Origin of the sequence: Taylorella equigenitalis ATCC 35865 (genome assembly GCF_000276685.1) — a bacterium.
Lineage (GTDB): Bacteria > Pseudomonadota > Gammaproteobacteria > Burkholderiales > Burkholderiaceae_B > Taylorella > Taylorella equigenitalis.
In genome coordinates this window covers 905,489-924,840 of record NC_018108.1, presented here as the reverse complement: position 1 = coordinate 924,840, position 19,352 = coordinate 905,489, and the positions used below count along the sequence as shown (strand labels likewise).

Genomic DNA, 19,352 nt, shown 5'->3' with positions numbered 1-19,352 from the left:
TTATGAACTTGCTTGTAATTAGGAACGATAAGATAGGTGATTTTGCACTTATATGGCCTGCACTAAAACTACTCAAATCTTCATTGTCAAATCTTAGAATTACCGCATTGGTTTCAGATTATGTAGCCCCACTGGCTTCTATTTGTCCTTATATCGATGAGGTTATAGTGGATATTAGTCTGGATGGCAGGCACATAAATCCCAAAGTCACACCAGAACAATCAAAAAAGTTTTATAAAATTTTAAAAGCACACAAATTTGACTCTTCTATATGTTTTTATTCAACATGGCATAATACAAAACTAGTAAATAAACTTAAAATCCCTCACAGATTCGCACCTGCTACAAAGCTATTTCAGATATTTCATAACCATAGACTCCGACAAAAAAGATCTTATAATTTAAAGCCTGAATATGAATATAATCTTGATTTAGCACGATATTTTCTTGGATGTGTTGGTGTTAGCGATATACAAAATATAGAGCCCCCATATCTAGTTTTACAAAAAAATTATAAAGAAATTGTTTTAGAGAGACTTGGATTAAATTCAGAAAAACCTTGGATATTTGTTCATGTGACGACTGGTGGTACTGCTGGAACATTGCCACCTTCACATATTGCAAAGTTAATTCAAAATATATTAAGCGATTTCGATGTGCAACTTGTGCTTACAACTGGTCCAAATGAGGGCTTTAAAGCAGCTGATGTTGTAACTTATTTAGATAAAAAATATTTAGATAAAGTTTTTATATATGAAAGTAATTATGGATTGGTTGATTTTGTCCATATTATTTCAACCACATCAGTTTTTATAGCTGGTTCTACAGGACCACTACATATTGCAGGGTTATTGAATATTCCAAACATAGGTTTTTTCCCGAATTTTAAATCTAGTAACGCTTTGAGATGGACTGTTTGTAGCTCTGAACCTAATAGACTATCCATATCCTTAAGTTCAGAGCAGGGGAATGATTTTTCAAAATTAAATATTGACGAGAGTTATATAGAAATACAAAAGTTTATCGCTCATCATTTAATATTAAATTAGCTTCCTTAACTACATTTTCTATAGCTGTACCACCAAGTGACTGTCTTGAATTGACGGATCCTTCAAGTGTAAGAACATCAAAAACATCCTGCTCAATTAAAGTATTCAAATTTTTCAATTCATTTAGGCTTAACTCGGAAATATCCTTTTCATGAGATTCGCAATCCTTTACAGCTTTTGCTACAACTTCGTGTGCATCTCTAAAAGGCACACCTTTTTTTACAAGATAATCTGCTAAGTCCGTAGCAGTAGCAAACCCCTTAAATGCAGCTACATTCATATTTTTTTCGTTAACTTCTAATCCTGACAGCATGTCTATAAATATAGTTAAGGTGTCTCTAAGTGTGTCGGCCGCATCAAAAAGAGCTTCTTTGTCTTCTTGATTGTCTTTGTTATATGCTAGAGGTTGGGCTTTCATAAGTGTTAGAAGAGATAATAAATCCCCATAAACTCGCCCAGTTTTACCTCTAGCTAACTCAGGAACATCTGGATTTTTCTTTTGAGGCATGATAGAGCTTCCAGTACAAAACCTATCTGGCAATGCTATGAAACTAAACTGCTGGCTCATCCATAAAACAAGCTCTTCAGAAAGTCGTGAAATATGCATCATACATATACTTGATGCTGCACAAAATTCAATAGCAAAATCGCGGTCAGAAACTGAATCCAGTGAATTATGAGTTATATCCTCAAAACCAAGTAGAGAAGCGACCTTCTGTCTATCCAATGGATAGCTAGTACCTGCCAATGCGGCCGCCCCCAAAGGCAAAGTATTTGTACGCTTTCTACAGTCTTTCAGACGGTCTAAATCTCTTCCGAACATCTCAGCATATGCAAGCATGTGATGTCCAAAACTTACAGGCTGTGCTACTTGTAGATGTGTAAATCCTGGCAAAATAACCTCACTAAATTTTATTGCCAATTCGGAAAGAGTTTTTCGTAATTTTTTTAGTAATTCTGTGGCAATATCAATTTCAGCCCTAAGCCATAATCTAATATCAGTGGCTACTTGGTCGTTTCGAGATCTGCCTGTATGTAGCCTTTTTCCTGCATCTCCTATAAGTTCAACTAGACGTTTTTCAATATTTAGGTGTACATCTTCTAAATCCAAAGACCAGGAAAAATGCCCTTCTTTTATTTCAGAGGAAATTTGGTTTAGACCTTTAGTAATATCTTCAAAATCTTTTTTACTTATAACTCCCACAGAAGCTAACATTTCAGCATGAGCCAAGGAGCCTTGAATATCAAAAGGTGCAAGCCTTTGTTCAAAAAATACAGAGGCAGTATACCTTTTTACTAGTTCAGACATAGGCTCTGAAAATCGTGCAGACCAAGCTTTATTTTTTTTGTCGAATTGGTTTTCTGTACTATCGTTCATAAGCTTTACCTTGAAGTTAAAACTATCATTATAATTGTGAGAACCAAATAAATTACAAGGATTAAGTAATGTATATCCGATTCGGACTTGCTCAATTAAACCCTATAACAGGCGATTTCGATGGCAATGAAAAGCTCATGACAGATTATTTAACTATTGCCAAAGAAAATAATATAGATGTTTTGGTTTATCCTAAATTCTCATTTTCTGGATATGGATCAGATGGCTTGATGCTTAGAGAAGATTACTTAAACAAGGAATTCCAAACTGTTGACCATTTTGGTAGGGTAGTAGCAGACTCGTTTAGTGGGAGTATTTTTACCACGTCTTTTGATAATGATAATAATAGCGTCTACTCATCCTTAAAATTAGTAGAGAGCAGGCCACAAATTCCCGTAACACACGACATGGGTCTAGATAGCGAATTATTCGTAACCACAACTGAAAATGACAAAAGGGTTGGATACGCTATATTTTCAGGTGACTCATGGATGAAACCTGAACTAGTAGATAAAGCACTTTCTAAGGTTTCGCAATTTGCAATTGTATTAGATGCAAAACCATATCACACAGAATCATTTAACGAAACCGTAGAATTATTAAAAGAGCATATCTGTTCCAAAGGCCTAAAGGTAGTGTATTGCAATCTTTTGGGCGGGCATGACGAGTGCGTTTTTGATGGTACGAGTTTTGTTATGGGTGAAGATGGAGAAGTTAGGGCCTTGGGCACTAGATTTAAGCAGGGTCTTAATGTATTTGAAATTTCTATTTTTGATGATGAAGTTACGCATCACGAGTTTATTGAGTATTCATCAAATTCTTTAAATTCAGAAACATTATATGAACTTGATTGCCTTGAGGCTGAAATCTGGTCGGCATTATGCTTAGCGACTAATAACTATATTAGAAAAAATAATTTTTCTCAGATTGTTTTGGGGCTTTCTGGAGGTATTGATTCCGCCTTAGTGTTAGCCATTGCCTCTGATGCTATTGGAGCTCAAAACTGTCACGCATTATCTATGCCGTCGGAATTCACAGCCCAAATGTCTAATGACGATGCTAAGACTATGTGTAGTACTCTAAAAGTTAAATATGACATAGTCCCTATAAGGCCAATGTATCAAGTAATTCACGATTCATTAAAACCTTTACTTGAACAAATAGAGACTCAATCTAAAGATGTCACACTTGAAAACCTTCAAGCACGTGTTAGGGGCGTGATATTGATGGCATTGGCTAACAAAAAAAATGCACTGGTTTTAAGTACAGGAAATAAATCGGAATCGGCCACTGGCTACTGCACACTTTACGGTGATATGGTCGGTGCCTTTTCTGTTATTAGTGACGTTCCAAAAACCTTAGTTTATAGGTTGGCAATGTGGAGAAACTCTCAATCTTCAACTATCCCTCAACGTATTATCGAAAGGGCCCCAAGTGCAGAATTGGCACCAGGGCAGGTGGATCAGGATTCATTGCCACCTTATGATGTTTTGGACCAAATAATAGATGGCCTTGTATTAAATGATAAATCGTCTTCTGAGCTAAAAATTACTACTAGCTTAAGTCCTGAAGAGATAGATAAAACCTCAAAACTTTTAAAAATAAGCGAGTTCAAAAGAAGGCAGGCTGCACTTGGTCCTAAAATATCTAAGCGTTCTTTCTTTAGCGGATGGAATGTTCCTGTAACACACAAATATAAGTTTTAATATGAAATTAGTAACTGCAATTATTAAGCCATTTAAGCTAGATGAGGTTCGAGAAGCCTTAGGAGAGGTTGGTATAACTGGGCTTACGGTAACTGAGACTAAAGGTTTTGGACGTCAAAAAGGACACACAGAATTGTATAGAGGTGCCGAGTATGCGGTAGATTTTCTTCCAAAAGTAAAAATTGAACTTTTAGTAAAGGATACGGAGGTGGATTCTGCTCTTGAAGCCATTGTAGAGGCTGCAAGAACTGGAAAAATTGGTGATGGAAAAATTTTTGTTACCAATGTTGAGCAAGTTGTTAGAATACGTACTGGTGAAACTGGAGAAGAAGCCATATAGTATGGAAAAGGTAAGAGTTTCAAAACTTTTAAGTGAACAGGGGATATGCTCTCGTCGTGAGGCAGATGTATTTATAGAAAGAGGGTGGGTAAAAGCTGATGGTAATGTTGTATCCCTAGGAACCAAGGTCTTACCAAACGCAAAATTAACTTTAGATAAAAAAGCACTAGAGAGCAAATCAAAACAGGTAACGATAATCCTTAATAAACCTGTTGGATATGTTTCTTCTCAACCTGAAAAAAACTATAAGTCGGCTCTATCACTTATTACAAAAGCCAACCAGTACGATAGGGTTCATAATGAATTTTCTGAATCTCATCTAAAAGGGTTAGCTACTGCTGGGCGGCTCGATATTGAATCGCAGGGATTACTTGTGATGACTCAGGACGGAAGCATTGCCAAACAACTTATAGGAGAAGACTCTGAAGTTGAAAAAGAGTATATAGTCAGGGTTGAAGGGAAACTTAGCGAAAGAGGGCTTCAATTATTAAATCATGGATTAAGCCTTGACGGTCAACCTCTAAGAGATGCAGAAGTGGAGTGGATTAACGATGATCAGCTCAGATTTATTCTATGGGAAGGGAAAAAGAGGCAAATCCGACGTATGTGTGAGTTAGTTGGATTGAAAGTAATAGGTTTAAAAAGAGTTCGTATGGGTAATGTGACCTTGGCTGACTTACCTACAGGAAAGTGGAGATATCTCAAGCCATTTGAAAGGTTTTTGTAATCAAATTACAAAATAAACAATTTAAACTTTATTGAAATAATTAGTTTTACACTTAAAATAAACTGAACCCCCATTTTGAAAGAGGATTTTATGAACTATAAAAGTTGTTTTGTGTCCCTTGCTGTACTCCTTTCTGGTTGTGAATCTATAGACAATTTTCTTGGTGAGGAGAAACCACAAGTACCAAATGCTCCACAAGTACAAGTACCAAATGCTCCACAAGTACAAGTACCAAGTGCTGATCAGATGCAATCATCATTTGTACCAAATAATAATATCCCTGCGGCTAACATTCAAAACTTACCACAAGGTCAAGGTACAGCTGTTCCACAATTCCCACAAGCAGGTCAGTCGTTTACTCCAATTACTCAAGCCCCTCCTGCTAAATCGTCTTCTACTTTCGTAATTTATGTAGGTTCCACTGAGCCTGTTCAGGGTTTCACACCTGTTCAACAGGGCAATACAACTGTTTATGTAGATCCTCGACAAACCATTGTGTATAACGACTTACAAGATGCACTTGCAGTTGTAGACCAATTCAATAGACCGCATGTAAAACTTCAACTTAATGATGAAGGTGCTCGCAAATTGAGTCGCCACAGTGCAAATAATATCGGTAAATTTTATATTGCTACTATGAAACAAAAGTTGGTCGCTATTTTCCCTATAGACCAGATGATTTCAAACGGCTCTATAGCTATTCCAATGAAAAGTGCTAGTGCAGCTCAAACTTTAGAGCGTCGTATTCTTGATGGGGATTAAAGTAGAACTTATAACTTAAATTCTGCTAAAACGGGTGCATGATCAGAAGGGCGTTCATGTGCCCTTTGTTTTTTATCTATCCAGCTTTTATAGCATTTTTTACCTAGAGAACTACTTGCAAGTATATGGTCGATTCTAAGCCCAGCATTTCTTTTAAAGCCAAATTGCCTATAATCCCACCAACTAAAAGAATTTTGCTCTTGTTCAAAAAGCCTAAAAGTATCAACTAAACCTAAATCTAACAATGCTTCAAAATGTGCTCTTTCTTGTGGTGAAATCAATATAGGTCCAAGATATTTTGGATGGATATCTTCATCTTTTGGGGCAATATTAAAGTCACCAGTCAGTATTAAATTTTCATTTGTATTTAACTGGTCTTCAATATAAGTTCTAAGTGCAGAAAACCACTCCATTTTGTATGAAAATTTTGGGCTTTCTAAATCACTACCATTAGGGCAATATACATTAACTATCCGAACTTGTTTTTTATCTATACTTAGTGTTCCAGCTAAAAGTCTTTTTTGTGGGTCCTCATAGTTGGGTAAATTTTCTACTAAATCGGTTATAGGATGTTTTGAAATTAGAGCTACCCCGTTATATGTCTTTTGTCCCAAAGCATAGATACCATAACCTATAGACTCAAAAAGAGAGGAGTCTATCTTTTGAGATTCCATCTTTAACTCTTGTAGGCATAATAAATCTACATCAAACTCTCTTAACCAATCTAAAACTTGATCAAGCCTGACGTTAAGAGAATTTACATTCCAGCTGGCAACAGTTAGGGTTACCATTTAGCAATTTTCCCGCTATAAAGTGTAGGACCTGGTACCTGAGAGTGATTTAAATCGGGACTGGTATTTAATGTCTCTGCTACAGAAGTTACTGCAGATTTAGGTTCTAAGGATATGATAAATGAGTCACCTGAGGTAATACTCAAATTATTTTTAATTTTAGTTGTTGAATTGGGATTAATAATACCCAATGGAGTTAAATAACCACTAGCATTTAAGTGCCATAGTTTTAAGTCACTTTTAGAGTCGACATTTTGACTAATAGCAGGAATAATCTCCAGGGAATTATTTACTTTTATAAGATAAGCCAGTTGATTTGAGCTCGACTGATTAAGTATGGACACAAATTTTGGCTGATTAGTAAATGGATTTGATACAAGAATCCAGATTATGAATGCAGTTAGTAATAGACTAGTAAGTCTCCAAAATGTTCTACTAATCCAGCATTTTTTTATGAGATATATGGGTTTAGAGAAAGAAGAAGTTTTAGAATCTACAACTTTATCCTCTAGATTTATGCTTTCATCTAGCTCTTTTATAGCTTCTGATTCACCTGAATCTAACTTAAGAATGGCTTTTTGAATTTTTAACCAAAGATTTTTTGGAACCCTCTTTAAAGGAATTTGTTTTAGAAATTCTAAATATAGATTCTCCCACTGGTAGGTAAAAAGGTCAGCTTCTGGATCTATAGCAATTTTTCCATTCAATTCGTGCTCTTCCTCTTCTGAAAGAGTTCCAAGAATTAGTTCGCCAATTTTGCTATTAAGTGTGTGAGCAGTATTAAGCCCGCTAAGATTTGAGGATAAGTGCTTTACTCCCATTTTTATGGAATTACGTAATTCCTCCTCGCTCATACTTAAAGCATTAGCAATATCCTTAACGTGATGTGGGGAAAAGTAAAGTGTCAAAAAGCTAGTTTGTGTGTGTAAAGGTAGCTCTTCAAAAACCCTATAAAATGACCCATCAGATTTAAATTGTTCAACTTCCCTCTGTAAATTATGTACAACGGTGGGAGAGGGGTGTAGGGAGTTTAGATGAGATTTTGCAATTTGATTTAAACCAAAGCGGAAAATTGTATAGATCCACCCCCTGGAATTTAATTTCTCATTATAAAAACTAGCATTTTTCCATATGGCAATAAATGCATTTATAACCGCTTCCTGGGCTAGTTCTTCTTTACCTAAAACTTGTAATGCAAAAGTATAAAGATTATCAGATTCGATGTTGAAAATATTTTTTAAAGCCTTGCGGTTACCTTGGGCAACAGCAAGAAGCTCTTTACTAAGTATTTGCTCGTTCATGGAAAACTATTTTTTAAGGTTTAAATTTTCAATAATCGGTTTCCATTTTAATTTTTCAGATTCCATTTTCTTCGAAAAATCTTCAGGAGAACTAGGGATAGGAGTCATATACTGTGATTTTAATTTTTCAGCTATTTCAGGATTACTCAAAGCATCAAAAAGAGCTTTTTGTAATTTTGTCCTTACATCTGGGTCTACTTTACTTGAAATTACATAGCCATTCCAAGCTTCGCTTGTGATATCCCCTGCACCAGTTTCCTTAATGGTAGGTACATCTGGCAACGCAGGACTTCTATTGTCAAATGCTTGAGCAAGAACAACTAATTTCCCATCTTTAACTAATTGCATAACTGACGGAGGATTCATAGAGGCAAATTGAGTGTCTCCTGCTAGAAGGGAATTAACTGCATCAGGCGAGCCCTTGTAATGAATTGCTACTGCTTCGGTTCCAGTACCCTTTAAAAATAACTCACTAGTAAGGTGTGAGCCAGAGCCCTTTCCTACAGTAGCAAAGTTATATTTACCAGGCTCAGCCTTAAGTTTGTTTATAAGTTCTTCTAGTGTACTAACACCAAAAGTTTTGCTGGCTACAATAAGATTTGGTTGAGTGACAGCTAGTGTAAGAGGGGATAAATCAGTATCAGCATTAAATTTTAAGTTGTCGTAAATATACTGGTTGTAAACTAGTGGTCCATTTATACTCATACCAAAGGTATAGCCATCAGGTTTGGCATTTGCAATAGCAGCAGTTCCTATATTTCCTCCTGCACCAGGCTTATTTTCTACCACAATAGTTTGACCTAATGACTTACTAGCTTCAGAGGCTACCATGCGAGAAATCTGATCAGGATTAGAACCAGGACCAAATGGTACTATAAGATGAAGCTCTTTAGATGGCCACACATCAGAGGCTATAGCAACCGCAGAACTTAATAAAAAAGCTGAAGATAATAAAAGTCGTTTTAAATTCATGAAATTAATCCTCTTTGGTTGGAATTCCATACAGTGTGTTGTAGTAGAGATTTTCTTTATTTTGACCTGAATAATCAAATTTTGAATTCAGAAATTCCTTAAATGATAGTGTATTTTGCAAAAAATTAAACCTATTTTCACATAATTTAAACTGATCTTCTTGTGCTGGAAACGTTTTGTAATTCTGTCCATATATAAAAACCATACATATATTTATGGCAATATTCCTATCAATCGTCCTATAAGTTTGGTCTTTATTAAAATGCTCTTCAAAACGAGCTGGGTCAAAATAAACCCTAGAACTTTCCATAAACCCCTGCTCAGCTGAGGCATCTTTATAAATAGTAGTATCCATAACATTGAAAATGGATTTATCAGAAGGGGAGATGCTTGTAAATAAGTCTTCATTCCGGTATTTATGAGAAAACGCTCTTTTGTAGTTCTCATAAAGGTTTTGATAAAAATCCTCATATGCATCATAGGGTACTGAATTTTGGAATTCGGAAACTGCCTTTTTACAAAACTTTACTTCTTGCTCCCTGTTATTAGAATCAGCTTTTGGTCTTGAAAAAAAACATTGATCAAATAAATCCTGAGATATATCGGCAGGGTATTGTTTTTTAAAAAATGTATTTACAGCTAAAGTAGCTAGAACGGCAATTAAAAAAGCAATGAGAATTCTTCCAAATTTCATTAAAAAATCTTACTCAAATTAAGGGTTAATAATCTTTAAATATACATATCTAAAGAGTAGAATGTTTCGTTTGTGAATTTTACTATTTAGGATAATTCCTGTGTATCAACCACTTGCTGGATTTTTATTTTCGTTAGTAACTGTGACGCTTTGGGCCTTATTACCTATTGCACTTCAAGGCTTATTAGCTGAGATGAACGCAGAAACTATAGTGTTTTTTAGATTTTTTACAGCTTCAATAGCCTTATTTTTTATATTACTGTTTTCCAAAAAGTTACCTAATTTACGTCGTTTATCTAAAAAGGACTGGTTTATTTTAATAATGGGGGTGCTTGCATTAGCAGCTAACTTTTATTTATTTAACTATGCATTAAACTTTATTCCAGCTGAAACTAGCCAAGTTATCAATCCCCTAAATTCGTTTTTTATGATATTTGCGGGAGTAGTTATATTTCATGAAACTGTTAAGAGATCTAATATAGTTGGTTTAATAATTGTGATTATTGGTTTGGCTTTGTTTTTCAATCAGAGATATGAAGCATTCCTTTCTTATAACGAGTATTCTTTTGGGATTTTTATTGCTTTATTTGCCGCTATGATCTGGGTGATATATGCAATGGCACAAAAGGTACTACTAAAAGTTATTAAATCCCAACAAATTCTACTTTTAGTTTATACAGGTTGTTTTATTTGCTATCTACCCATAGCTGACTTTAACCAGCTAAACGGGCTATCTACATATGGTATTTGGGCATTAGTATTTTGCTGTTTAAACACTATATTTGCTTATGGGGCATACGGTGAAGCTATTGCACGCTGGGAAGTAGCTAAGGTAAGTACTGTGCTTACGTTATTACCCATTGCCACAATAATATTTGCCCATATAGCTGCTTTAATTTATCCAGATAAATTTAAGACCCCTGATTTAAATTTCTTGGCATATTTAGGAGCGTGTCTTGTAGTAGTAGGTGCTTTCCTATCTGCATTGGGAGAGTATCTAGCTAAAAGATATAGAAATAAGAGGTCATAAGTTGTGATACGTAAGTATTTGTTTTTATTCATTGCTTGTATTGTTTCGTTTAGTTCAATTGCTCAAGATAAAGCAAAAATAAGGGATTCAAATTTAGTATCAGCCGTTAATGTGATAAAAGCTGATTTGTATCTTACGATTGATGCTATAGGTAATGCCGTACCTTCAGAGAAAGTTATTGTTAGACCTCAAATTTCTGGTCCAGTTACTAAAAAATTTTTTAAGGATGGAGATTTTGTAAATGCTGGAGACCCTTTGTTTGAAATAGATTCAAGCACGTATAAAGCTGAATTAAATCAAATTAAAGCTCAGTCCTTAGTGTTGGAATCTAAACTAATTACTGCTCAAAAGGATTTAAAAAGATATCAGATTTTATTTAAACAAGATTCTATAGCAAGACAACAAGTTGAAAAGCAACAAGCCCTTGTTAATCAACTAGATGCAGAGCTTAAAGGGATTAAAGCTCAAGTAGCTCAAGCCCAAATTAATTTAGATTACACTACGGTGAAAGCACCTATTGATGGCAGGCTTGGAATTTCTCAAATTGATGTAGGAAATATTGCCACCACTAATAGTGAAGGTGGATTAGTTAGCATTATTAATACTAATCCAATGGAAGTCGAATTTTCTATTCCTGACAAATATATTTCTAAGGTAGCACCTAAATTTTATAAGGGTGTTGAACTAAAAGTTGATTTGGTTGAAGCTTCAAATGGAGAATTAATTTCAACTGGTAAATTGGTTTCAATGGATAATCAAATTGATACAAAAACAGGCTCTGTGAAACTAAAAGCAAGTTTTGATAACTCAGAGTTCATGCTGTTTCCAAATCAGTTTGTAAGTGTTAAGTTGATAGTAGAAGAATTTAAAGATGCTTTGGCTATTAAAAATGAAGCTATACAATATGGAAAGCAAGGGGCTTTTGTATTCAGGATTACCTCAAGTAAAAATGTTGAATTAGTACCTATAAAGCTTGGAATTTCATATAAGGGATTAACTCAGATTTTATCAGGGCTTAATTTAAATGATAGGGTGGTGCTTGAGGGTGTTGATAGACTTAAGGATGGGTCTAGTGTAGATGTAGTGGACTAATGAATTTTTCCGAAGGATTTATAAAAAAACCAATAGCAACTACTCTGATTATGATAGCTTTGCTTATTGCAGGCTTATTCACTTATAAAAATCTTCCCATTTCTGCATTGCCCGACGTCGATTATCCCACGATTCAAGTTACAACTGAATTTCCTGGTGCAAGTCCCAAAATTATTGAGAAACTGATAACCTCTCCCTTAGAGAAGCAATTGGGGCAGATGTCTGGCTTGGAACAGATGATATCAACAAGTTCTGCTGGAGTTTCTTTAATAACACTTCGATTTGCTTTAAATGTTGAGATGAGTGTAGCTGAACAAGAGGTTCAAGCGGCACTAAATACAGCTTCGAACAGTATCCCTAGCGAATTACCATCGCCACCAGTTTATAACAAAGTAAATCCTGCTGATACTCCAGTCATCACATTAGCTATTACATCGGATACATTGCCACTACATGAGGTTAGGGATTTAGTTGAAACTAGAATTCTACAAGATCTTTCTCAAATTTCTGGTGTAGGATTGGTAAACGTTGCTGGTGGTCAGAAACCTGCATACAGAATCCAGGTTAATCCAGTATTGCTAGCAAATAGTGGACTCACATTTGCAGATTTAAGGTCTGCAATATCACAGGCCAACATTAACGCACCCCTTGGTACATTAAATGGTGAACAAAAATCTACTGTAATTCACGCTCAAAGCCAATTGCAATCTGTAGAAGATTATGAAAATTTAATCATAAGTTTTCAAAATAATTCTCCCTTAAGACTTGGGCAGGTTGCTAAGGTTGTAAGAGATGCACAGAATTTATATCAGTCGGCTTGGATTAATAATAAACAAGCGATACTGCTAAATATTCAAAGACAGCCAAGTGCAAATGTTATAGATGTAGTTGATGAAATTTATAAAGTATTGCCTGATTTAAGGGCATCATTGCCACAAACAATAGATATTCAGGTGGTGGGGGATAGAACGGAATCAATTAGGCTTTCAATCGATAATGTGAAAAATGAACTTTTGCTCTCTATTGCATTAGTAGTGATAGTCACGTTTATATTTTTAAGAAGCATTACTGCCACTTTAATACCTTCAATCGTAGTTCCATTATCAATTATTGGAACTTTTATTGTTATGTTTTTTTTGGGTTATAGCATTAATAATCTAACTTTGATGGCTTTGACTATTGCTACAGGGTTTGTGGTTGATGATGCCATAGTCATGATTGAGAATATAGCAAGACATGTAGAAGAGGGTGATTCACCTTTGAATGCGGCTCTTAAGGGTTCTAAAGAGATTGGGTTTACATTAATTTCACTAACTTTTTCATTAATTGCTGTTTTAATTCCGCTTTTATTTATGGGGGACATATTAGGAAGGTTATTTAGTGAATTTGCAATCACTTTGGCGGTAGCTATATTAATTTCATTATTTATTTCTCTAACACTTACTCCTATGATGTGTGCTCGGTTATTAAATGATAAAAACAACATCGCCGATACTAAGCAATACAAAGGTTTTCACGGTGTTACCTCGAAGTATATAGATGGAATAATTTCTTTATATTCAAAAGCCCTCGATGTGGTATTACGAAATCAATTTATTACATTGCTTATAGCTTTATCAACATTGGGCTTAACTGTTTTTCTTTACATCTATATACCTAAAGGATTTTTTCCTGAGCAAGATACTGGGGAAATTCAAATAATTACCACTTCAGATCAATCATCGTCATTTATCAAAATGACCCGTGATATTAACAGTCTCATAGATGATTTATTAAAAAACCCAAATGTAAAATCTATAACTTCCTATGTTGGTGTGGATAATAGTAATACCTCAATGAATAAGGCTAGAATGCAAGTTTCATTAAAGCCTCACACACAAAGAGGTGATTTGCCAGCCATTATAGAAAATCTTAAAACTACTACGAATCAACATCCTCTACTTGAATCCTTTATCCTTCCAAATCAGGATTTAGCCCTAGATGCAGTGATTTCTCAAAGTCGCTATCAATTAACGTTGTCATCTATTGATGCTGAAGAATTAAATAAATGGATATCCCCTTTTAAAAATAAATTAAAAGACATATCTGGGGTACGGGATGTTGTTGATAATCTTCAAAACAATGGTTTGGAACTTTTTATAAATATAAATCGTGACTTGGCTTCCAAGATGGGTTTATCTATATCCCAAATAGATGAGGCTTTATACAACGCTTACGGTCAAAGACTTATATCAACCGTGTTCACTCAATCTAACCAATACAGAGTTGTTATAGAAATAGATCCAAAATTTAGCACTAGTCCTCAGGATTTGAAAAATATATTTATAAAGTCTCAAACTAGTGGATCTTTACTTAAATTAACAGACTTGGCTGACATTCAAATGGGGAAAACAACCCTTGAGATACAAAGAGTTAATCAATTTCCATCAGTAATGATTTCATTTAATGTGAATAACGGATATGCACTTTCAGACATTATTCCACAAATAATGAAAATTCAATCGGCTATAAAAATGCCTGCAAGCGTTTATATGAATCTCCAAGGCTCCACAAAGGCGTATGCGTATTCTCAAAAAAATACGATTTGGCTTTTGTTGGCAGCTATTTTCGTTATGTATATAGTATTGGGTGTGCTTTATGAGAGTTTTATTCATCCAATAACGATTTTATCTACATTGCCATCAGCTACTATTGGTGCACTTCTTGCACTTATTTTGGTAGGTAGAGAATTGGATATGGTGGGCATAATTGGAATTATTCTTTTAATTGGTATAGTAAAGAAAAACGCTATTATGGTTATCGATTTTGCATTAAATGAAGAAAGAGTGCATGGATTAAAACCAATTGAAGCTGTAAAAAAGGCGGCGTTGCTTAGGTTTAGACCTATCTTTATGACAACTCTGGCAGCATTATTCGCTGCGATTCCACTAATGTTTTCAACTGGAGTAGGTGCGGAGCTTAGAACACCCCTTGGCTTAACAATGGTTGGAGGCTTAATGCTTAGCCAAATTCTAACTTTGTTTACAACACCAGTAATTTATCTTTATTTTGATAGGTTGGTTAAGAGTAAGTGAAATGAACCTATCTGAGCCATTTATAAATAAACCAATAGCAACTACTTTATTAGCTGTTGCTATGTTAGTGGCCGGGATATTTACGTATTTTAAATTGCCAGTAGCTCCACTTCCAAACATGGCTATACCTGCGATTTTTGTAACTGCTAGTGTTCCTGGTGCAAGTCCAGAAACTATGTCTACTAGTGTGGCAATGCCTCTTCAAAGAGCCCTAGGTACTATATCTGGTATAGATCAAATTTCATCTAGTAGTTCTTCAGGTAGGACTACAGTATTTGCTATTTTTAAAATGTCAAAAGACATTAATGATGCTGCCAGAGAAGTTCAAGCAGCCATTAATAAAGCAAAGCCTCAACTTCCTTCTAATATGCGTACCCCACCTATTTATAAGAAGTTAAATCCTTCATCAATTCCAATTATGGTTTTGACTTTAAGTTCAGAAACCATGGAGTTAAGTTCTTTATATGAGATTGCTTCTAATATCCTAGCTCCAAGGCTTTCGCAAGTTGAAGGAGTAGGAGAGGTTGATGTAGGTGGGGGATCCATGCCTGCTGTAAGAGTAGAAGTTAACCCCAAAAAGTTAAGCTCTTATGGTATAAGCATATCTGAAGTACAAAATGCTATAGCAAATTCAAATAAATTATCACCTCGAGGGTCCATAGTTAATAACAACCATCAATGGCTTATAAGTGCATCTGATACCTTAAATAAAGCAAACGAATATAAGAAAATAATTGTTAAATGGAATGCAAATAACGCTATTAGATTAAAGGATATAGCAGAAGTTTTTGATTCAGTTGAAGATGAATTTAATCATGGTTTTTTCAATAAAAAAGAAGCTGTTACTTTGATAGTTAGAAAGCAAGAAGAAGCTAACGTAATAAAAACTGTAGATTCAATTCGAAATCAAATTAAAGAAGTAAAAGCTTCATTGCCAGATGGAGTAGATTTAAATATATCCCAGGATAGAAGCCCTAGCATAAGGGCAACTCTTCATGAGACAGAATTAACTTTATTAATCTCTGTGATGCTGGTAATCATAATTGTATTAATTTTCTTAAGAGGCTGGAGAGCAACCATAATACCCGCAGTAGCGGTACCCATTTCTTTATTGGGTACTTTTGTTTGTATGTTTTTTATGGGGTTTTCTTTAAATATTATTTCTCTGATGGGCTTAATCGTTGCTTCAGGGTTTGTAGTGGATGATTCTATAGTAGTCACTGAAAATATATCTCGTTATATTGACATGGGCTATTCGCCAAAAGATGCGGCAAATAAAGGGGCAAAAGAAGTAGGTACAACCGTTTTAACTATGAGTATCTCCTTAATTTTAGTTTTTTTACCACTGCTAATATTAGATGAGATGCTAGCCCGTCTTTTTTTTGAGTTTTCTTTTAGCCTGTCTTCGGCTGTTTTAATCTCATTATTGGTATCTCTAACTTTAACCCCGACTTTATGTGCTCACGTATTAAAGAAAAAAAACATTGCCACCCAAAATGAAAATATATTTTTGAAGTTTTATAAAAGTACTCTGAAACTGGCACTTAAGTTTAGATTTGTAATTTTGCTTTTACTTATGGGTGTTTTAGTTCTTAATGTTGTTCTATTTAGCTCTCTTCCTAAAACGCTTTTTCCTGAACAGGATACTGGTATGTTGAGGGGTTCATTTAAAGTAGACAAAGGGACTTCTTTTCAGACGATGATACCTAAACTTCATGCATATAGGGATATTATTTTGAGTGACCCTAATGTGGAAAATGTTAGTGGCTATGTAGGTGGAAGAGGTGGTGCGTCCACTAGTTACATTACTGTGCAACTTAAGCCATTTAAGGATAGGGAATTAAGTGCAAAACAAGTCGTCGAAAAACTTAGAAATAAATTAACTGGGGTATCTGGGGCTAGGGTCAGTTTAGTACCTCAACAGGATATTCGTGTAGGGGGTGGACAGCAAGAAGAAGCTTTATACGAATATAGCTTAAGAGGTTCTGACTTAAGATTATTGGAAAAATGGGGAAATCTTGTTAGAAATTCATTCAAGAAAATACCTGAAATTGTTAATGTATCTAATGGAAGAGAGGATAGGGCCCTTCAAGTTGAATTAAAAATAGATAGAGAGAAGGCTAAAAATATGGGGGTAGACATGCGACTACTCATTAACACCATAAACAATTTATATGGTTCTAGATCGGTAAGTACAATTTATAAAGATTTGAATCAATATAAAGTCATACTATCAGCTTCAAAAAAATATGCAGAAGAAATTTCTGATCTTGAGGAGCTTAATTTTCTTACGCCTAACGGGGAATTAGTACCTTTAAGTGCTTTTGCTGAGCTTGAAGTTAGCAATACTTCTACAAGAATTAAACAAAATAATGGCATGCTCTCTCAATCGATTACATTTGATTTGGCAAAGGGGGTGACATTAGATCAAGCGACATCTGCAATAGAGCATACTATCAAATCTCTCAGGGTGCCTGTTAATCAAATTGAAGCTAAGTTCGCTGGGTCTGCGGATAAATTTAAAGAAGTTACCAAGCAACAACCATTGGTGCTACTTCTTACGATATTTATGCTTTATATAGTGTTGGGTATTTTATATGAGAGCTTTATTCATCCACTAACCATACTTTCTACACTACCTTCGGCTGGAATTGGTGCATTCCTAGCTCTTAAATTGGTAGATATGCAATTTTCAGTTATTGCCCTTATTGGGGTGTTTTTACTAATTGGTATAGTAATGAAAAATGCCATAATTATGATTGACTTTGCTTTAGATAGGCAAAGACGAGAGAAGTTAAGTTCAAAAGAGGCTATATATGAAGCATGTATTGTTCGATTTAGACCTATATTGATGACTACATTTGCGGCGATTTTCGGGGCATTGCCACTTATATTAGCGACTGGAGCAGGGGTAGAGATGAGACAGCCACTAGGTGTTACTATAGTGGGAGGATTAATAATGAGCCAACTATTAACCCTTTACACAACGCCTGTGATGTATGTGTACTTAGATAAAATTTTCAACAGGAAAAAGAATGCATATAAGGCAAAAACTGTATAGTCTATTTATTTGTACAAGTTTATTAGCCTGTTCGATGGCACCTGAATATAAGGTGCCAGATGTATATATGACAGAGAAATATAAAGCCTCTTTTATGAGTTCTAGTCGTTGGGTGGCTTTTGATCAAATAAAATTTACTGAATTTAATAAGCCATGGTGGACGGCATTTGAAGATAAATTTCTAAATACACTTATCAATCAATTAAATATTAGAAATTACACAATTGAGCAAGCTGTCGCTAAGTATGAAGCTAGTAATGCACAAATAAAATCAGCTCAAGCTTCATATTTCCCATCAGTAGGCCTAGATGCATCAGCTTCTAAATCTGGAGGATCTAACAGAGCAGAATCTGATAAATTTAATTATGGGTCTAGCTTGAAATGGGAAATTGATTTGTGGGGAAAACTTAGCGATAAAACTAATATAGCAAGGCTTGATAGTGAGATTCAATCATTAACTATCGAACAAACTCAATTAGGTTTGCAAGCACAATTAGCTAATACATACTTTTCCTTAAGGGAAACTGATGTAAAAATATCAGCATTAGAAAAAATTATTTCGTATTTAGAAAAATCTAACCATATAAATAAAAATCTATATAATCAAGGAGTTATAGCAAAGGCCGATGTAATATCTAGTGACCTACAGCTTTTAAATGCAAAGGCAGAATTGGTGGCAACCCAATCTTCAAGAATTCAGTTAGAAAATGCTATTTCTACTTTGATTGGGCTAACACCTGGAGAATTCAGGATTGAGTCTGAGAGATATGAGTTATTACCAGCGAAAATATCTGTTTCTTATCCAAGTTTATTACTTGCTATGCGACCTGACATCAAAATAGCGGAAAAAAGAGTTCAGGAAGCGAATTATAAAATCGGAGTAGTTAAATCTGCATGGTTTCCAAATTTAACACTTAGTGCTTCTGTAGCTAATCAAGCTATTGCCATAAATGATTTAATCAGTTCGCCTGCAACTGTATGGTCGTTGGGACCAGCATTGGTTTTATCAATTTTTGATGGTGGGTCCAAAAGAGCAGCTCTTAATTCGGCTAAAGCTGATTATAGGTTTAGCGTGGCAGTGTACAGAGAAACCGTTATTGAAGCGATTAGAGATGTAGAAAATGCCTTAACAAAAATTGAAATGACATCTAAAGAATTAGATTTGCAATCTGAAGCATTAAAAGCTTCTAGAAAATCCCTTGAAATTACAAATAACCAATATTTGGCAGGACTTGTAAGTTATTTAGATGTAATCCAAGTACAAAACAGCAATATTAATGCCGAGATTAAAAATTTAAATTTAAAATTAAAGCTCGTTCAAAATCAAATCGAACTTATAAAAGCACTTGGCGGTCATTTATAAACCTTGTTATAT

At 34.9% G+C, this 19,352-nt stretch carries 15 protein-coding genes; 10 read left to right on the top strand and 5 right to left on the bottom strand.

Features of this window, described 5'->3' with window-relative positions; all coding sequences use genetic code 11:
- The first annotated feature begins 2 nt into the window (after positions 1-2).
- On the top strand, positions 3-1,049 hold the full coding sequence (locus tag KUI_RS04220; protein ID WP_013522606.1) for a glycosyltransferase family 9 protein: 1,047 nt from the start codon (positions 3-5) through the stop codon (positions 1,047-1,049).
- Here KUI_RS04220 and argH read toward each other — a convergent pair.
- Positions 1,021-2,427, bottom strand: a complete 1,407-nt coding sequence (gene argH, locus KUI_RS04215) for an argininosuccinate lyase (RefSeq protein WP_013522605.1) — start codon at positions 2,425-2,427, stop codon at positions 1,021-1,023. The genes KUI_RS04220 and argH overlap by 29 nt on opposite strands.
- A gap of 68 nt (positions 2,428-2,495) precedes the next feature.
- Between argH and KUI_RS04210 the strand changes: the two genes are divergently transcribed.
- From KUI_RS04210 to KUI_RS04195, 4 genes are all read left to right on the top strand, one after another.
- On the top strand, positions 2,496-4,133 hold the full coding sequence (locus tag KUI_RS04210; RefSeq protein WP_013522604.1) for an NAD+ synthase: 1,638 nt from the start codon (positions 2,496-2,498) through the stop codon (positions 4,131-4,133).
- A 1-nt stretch (position 4,134) separates the two neighbouring features.
- Entirely contained in the window at positions 4,135-4,473 is a 339-nt protein-coding gene (locus KUI_RS04205; protein WP_013522603.1) for a P-II family nitrogen regulator, read from the top strand.
- 1 nt (position 4,474) lies between these two features.
- On the top strand, positions 4,475-5,200 hold the full coding sequence (locus tag KUI_RS04200) for a pseudouridine synthase (RefSeq protein WP_013522602.1): 726 nt from the start codon (positions 4,475-4,477) through the stop codon (positions 5,198-5,200).
- 90 nt (positions 5,201-5,290) lie between these two features.
- Positions 5,291-5,962, top strand: a complete 672-nt coding sequence (locus tag KUI_RS04195) for a SecDF P1 head subdomain-containing protein (RefSeq protein ID WP_014840380.1) — start codon at positions 5,291-5,293, stop codon at positions 5,960-5,962.
- A gap of 8 nt (positions 5,963-5,970) precedes the next feature.
- Here KUI_RS04195 and xth read toward each other — a convergent pair whose 3' ends face one another.
- The 4 genes from xth to KUI_RS04175 are packed head-to-tail and all read right to left on the bottom strand — an operon-like array spanning position 5,971 to position 9,720.
- A complete protein-coding gene (xth, locus tag KUI_RS04190) occupies positions 5,971-6,753 on the bottom strand; it encodes an exodeoxyribonuclease III (protein WP_013522600.1) in 783 nt (260 codons plus the stop codon).
- Complete coding sequence (locus KUI_RS04185; RefSeq protein WP_013522599.1) at positions 6,747-8,054, bottom strand: sigma factor; 1,308 nt, start codon at positions 8,052-8,054, stop codon at positions 6,747-6,749. The genes xth and KUI_RS04185 overlap by 7 nt, the downstream gene beginning before the upstream one ends.
- A gap of 6 nt (positions 8,055-8,060) precedes the next feature.
- Entirely contained in the window at positions 8,061-9,026 is a 966-nt protein-coding gene (locus tag KUI_RS04180) for a Bug family tripartite tricarboxylate transporter substrate binding protein (RefSeq protein WP_014840379.1), read from the bottom strand.
- A 4-nt stretch (positions 9,027-9,030) separates the two neighbouring features.
- Positions 9,031-9,720, bottom strand: a complete 690-nt coding sequence (locus KUI_RS04175) for a hypothetical protein (RefSeq protein ID WP_013522597.1) — start codon at positions 9,718-9,720, stop codon at positions 9,031-9,033.
- Positions 9,721-9,820: 100 nt separating this feature from the next.
- On the opposite strand from KUI_RS04175, the gene KUI_RS04170 reads away from it, so the two are divergent.
- The 5 genes from KUI_RS04170 to KUI_RS04150 are packed head-to-tail and all read left to right on the top strand — an operon-like array spanning position 9,821 to position 19,340.
- The gene (locus tag KUI_RS04170) at positions 9,821-10,750 is read left to right on the top strand and encodes a DMT family transporter (protein WP_013522596.1); all 930 of its coding nucleotides are present in this window, start codon (positions 9,821-9,823) and stop codon (positions 10,748-10,750) included.
- Between the two features lie 3 nt (positions 10,751-10,753).
- Positions 10,754-11,842 (top strand): efflux RND transporter periplasmic adaptor subunit, encoded by a 1,089-nt coding sequence (locus tag KUI_RS04165; RefSeq protein ID WP_013522595.1) that lies wholly within the window; start codon positions 10,754-10,756, stop codon positions 11,840-11,842.
- A complete protein-coding gene (locus tag KUI_RS04160) occupies positions 11,842-14,916 on the top strand; it encodes an efflux RND transporter permease subunit (protein ID WP_014840378.1) in 3,075 nt (1,024 codons plus the stop codon). Before KUI_RS04165 ends, KUI_RS04160 begins: the two co-directional genes overlap by 1 nt.
- 1 nt (position 14,917) lies before the next feature.
- On the top strand, positions 14,918-17,977 hold the full coding sequence (locus KUI_RS04155) for an efflux RND transporter permease subunit (RefSeq protein ID WP_014840377.1): 3,060 nt from the start codon (positions 14,918-14,920) through the stop codon (positions 17,975-17,977).
- Positions 17,952-19,340 carry an efflux transporter outer membrane subunit gene (locus tag KUI_RS04150; protein ID WP_081482429.1) on the top strand — a complete coding sequence of 463 codons (1,389 nt, stop codon included), beginning with the start codon at positions 17,952-17,954 and terminating at the stop codon, positions 19,338-19,340. Before KUI_RS04155 ends, KUI_RS04150 begins: the two co-directional genes overlap by 26 nt.
- Positions 19,341-19,352: the final 12 nt, after the last annotated feature.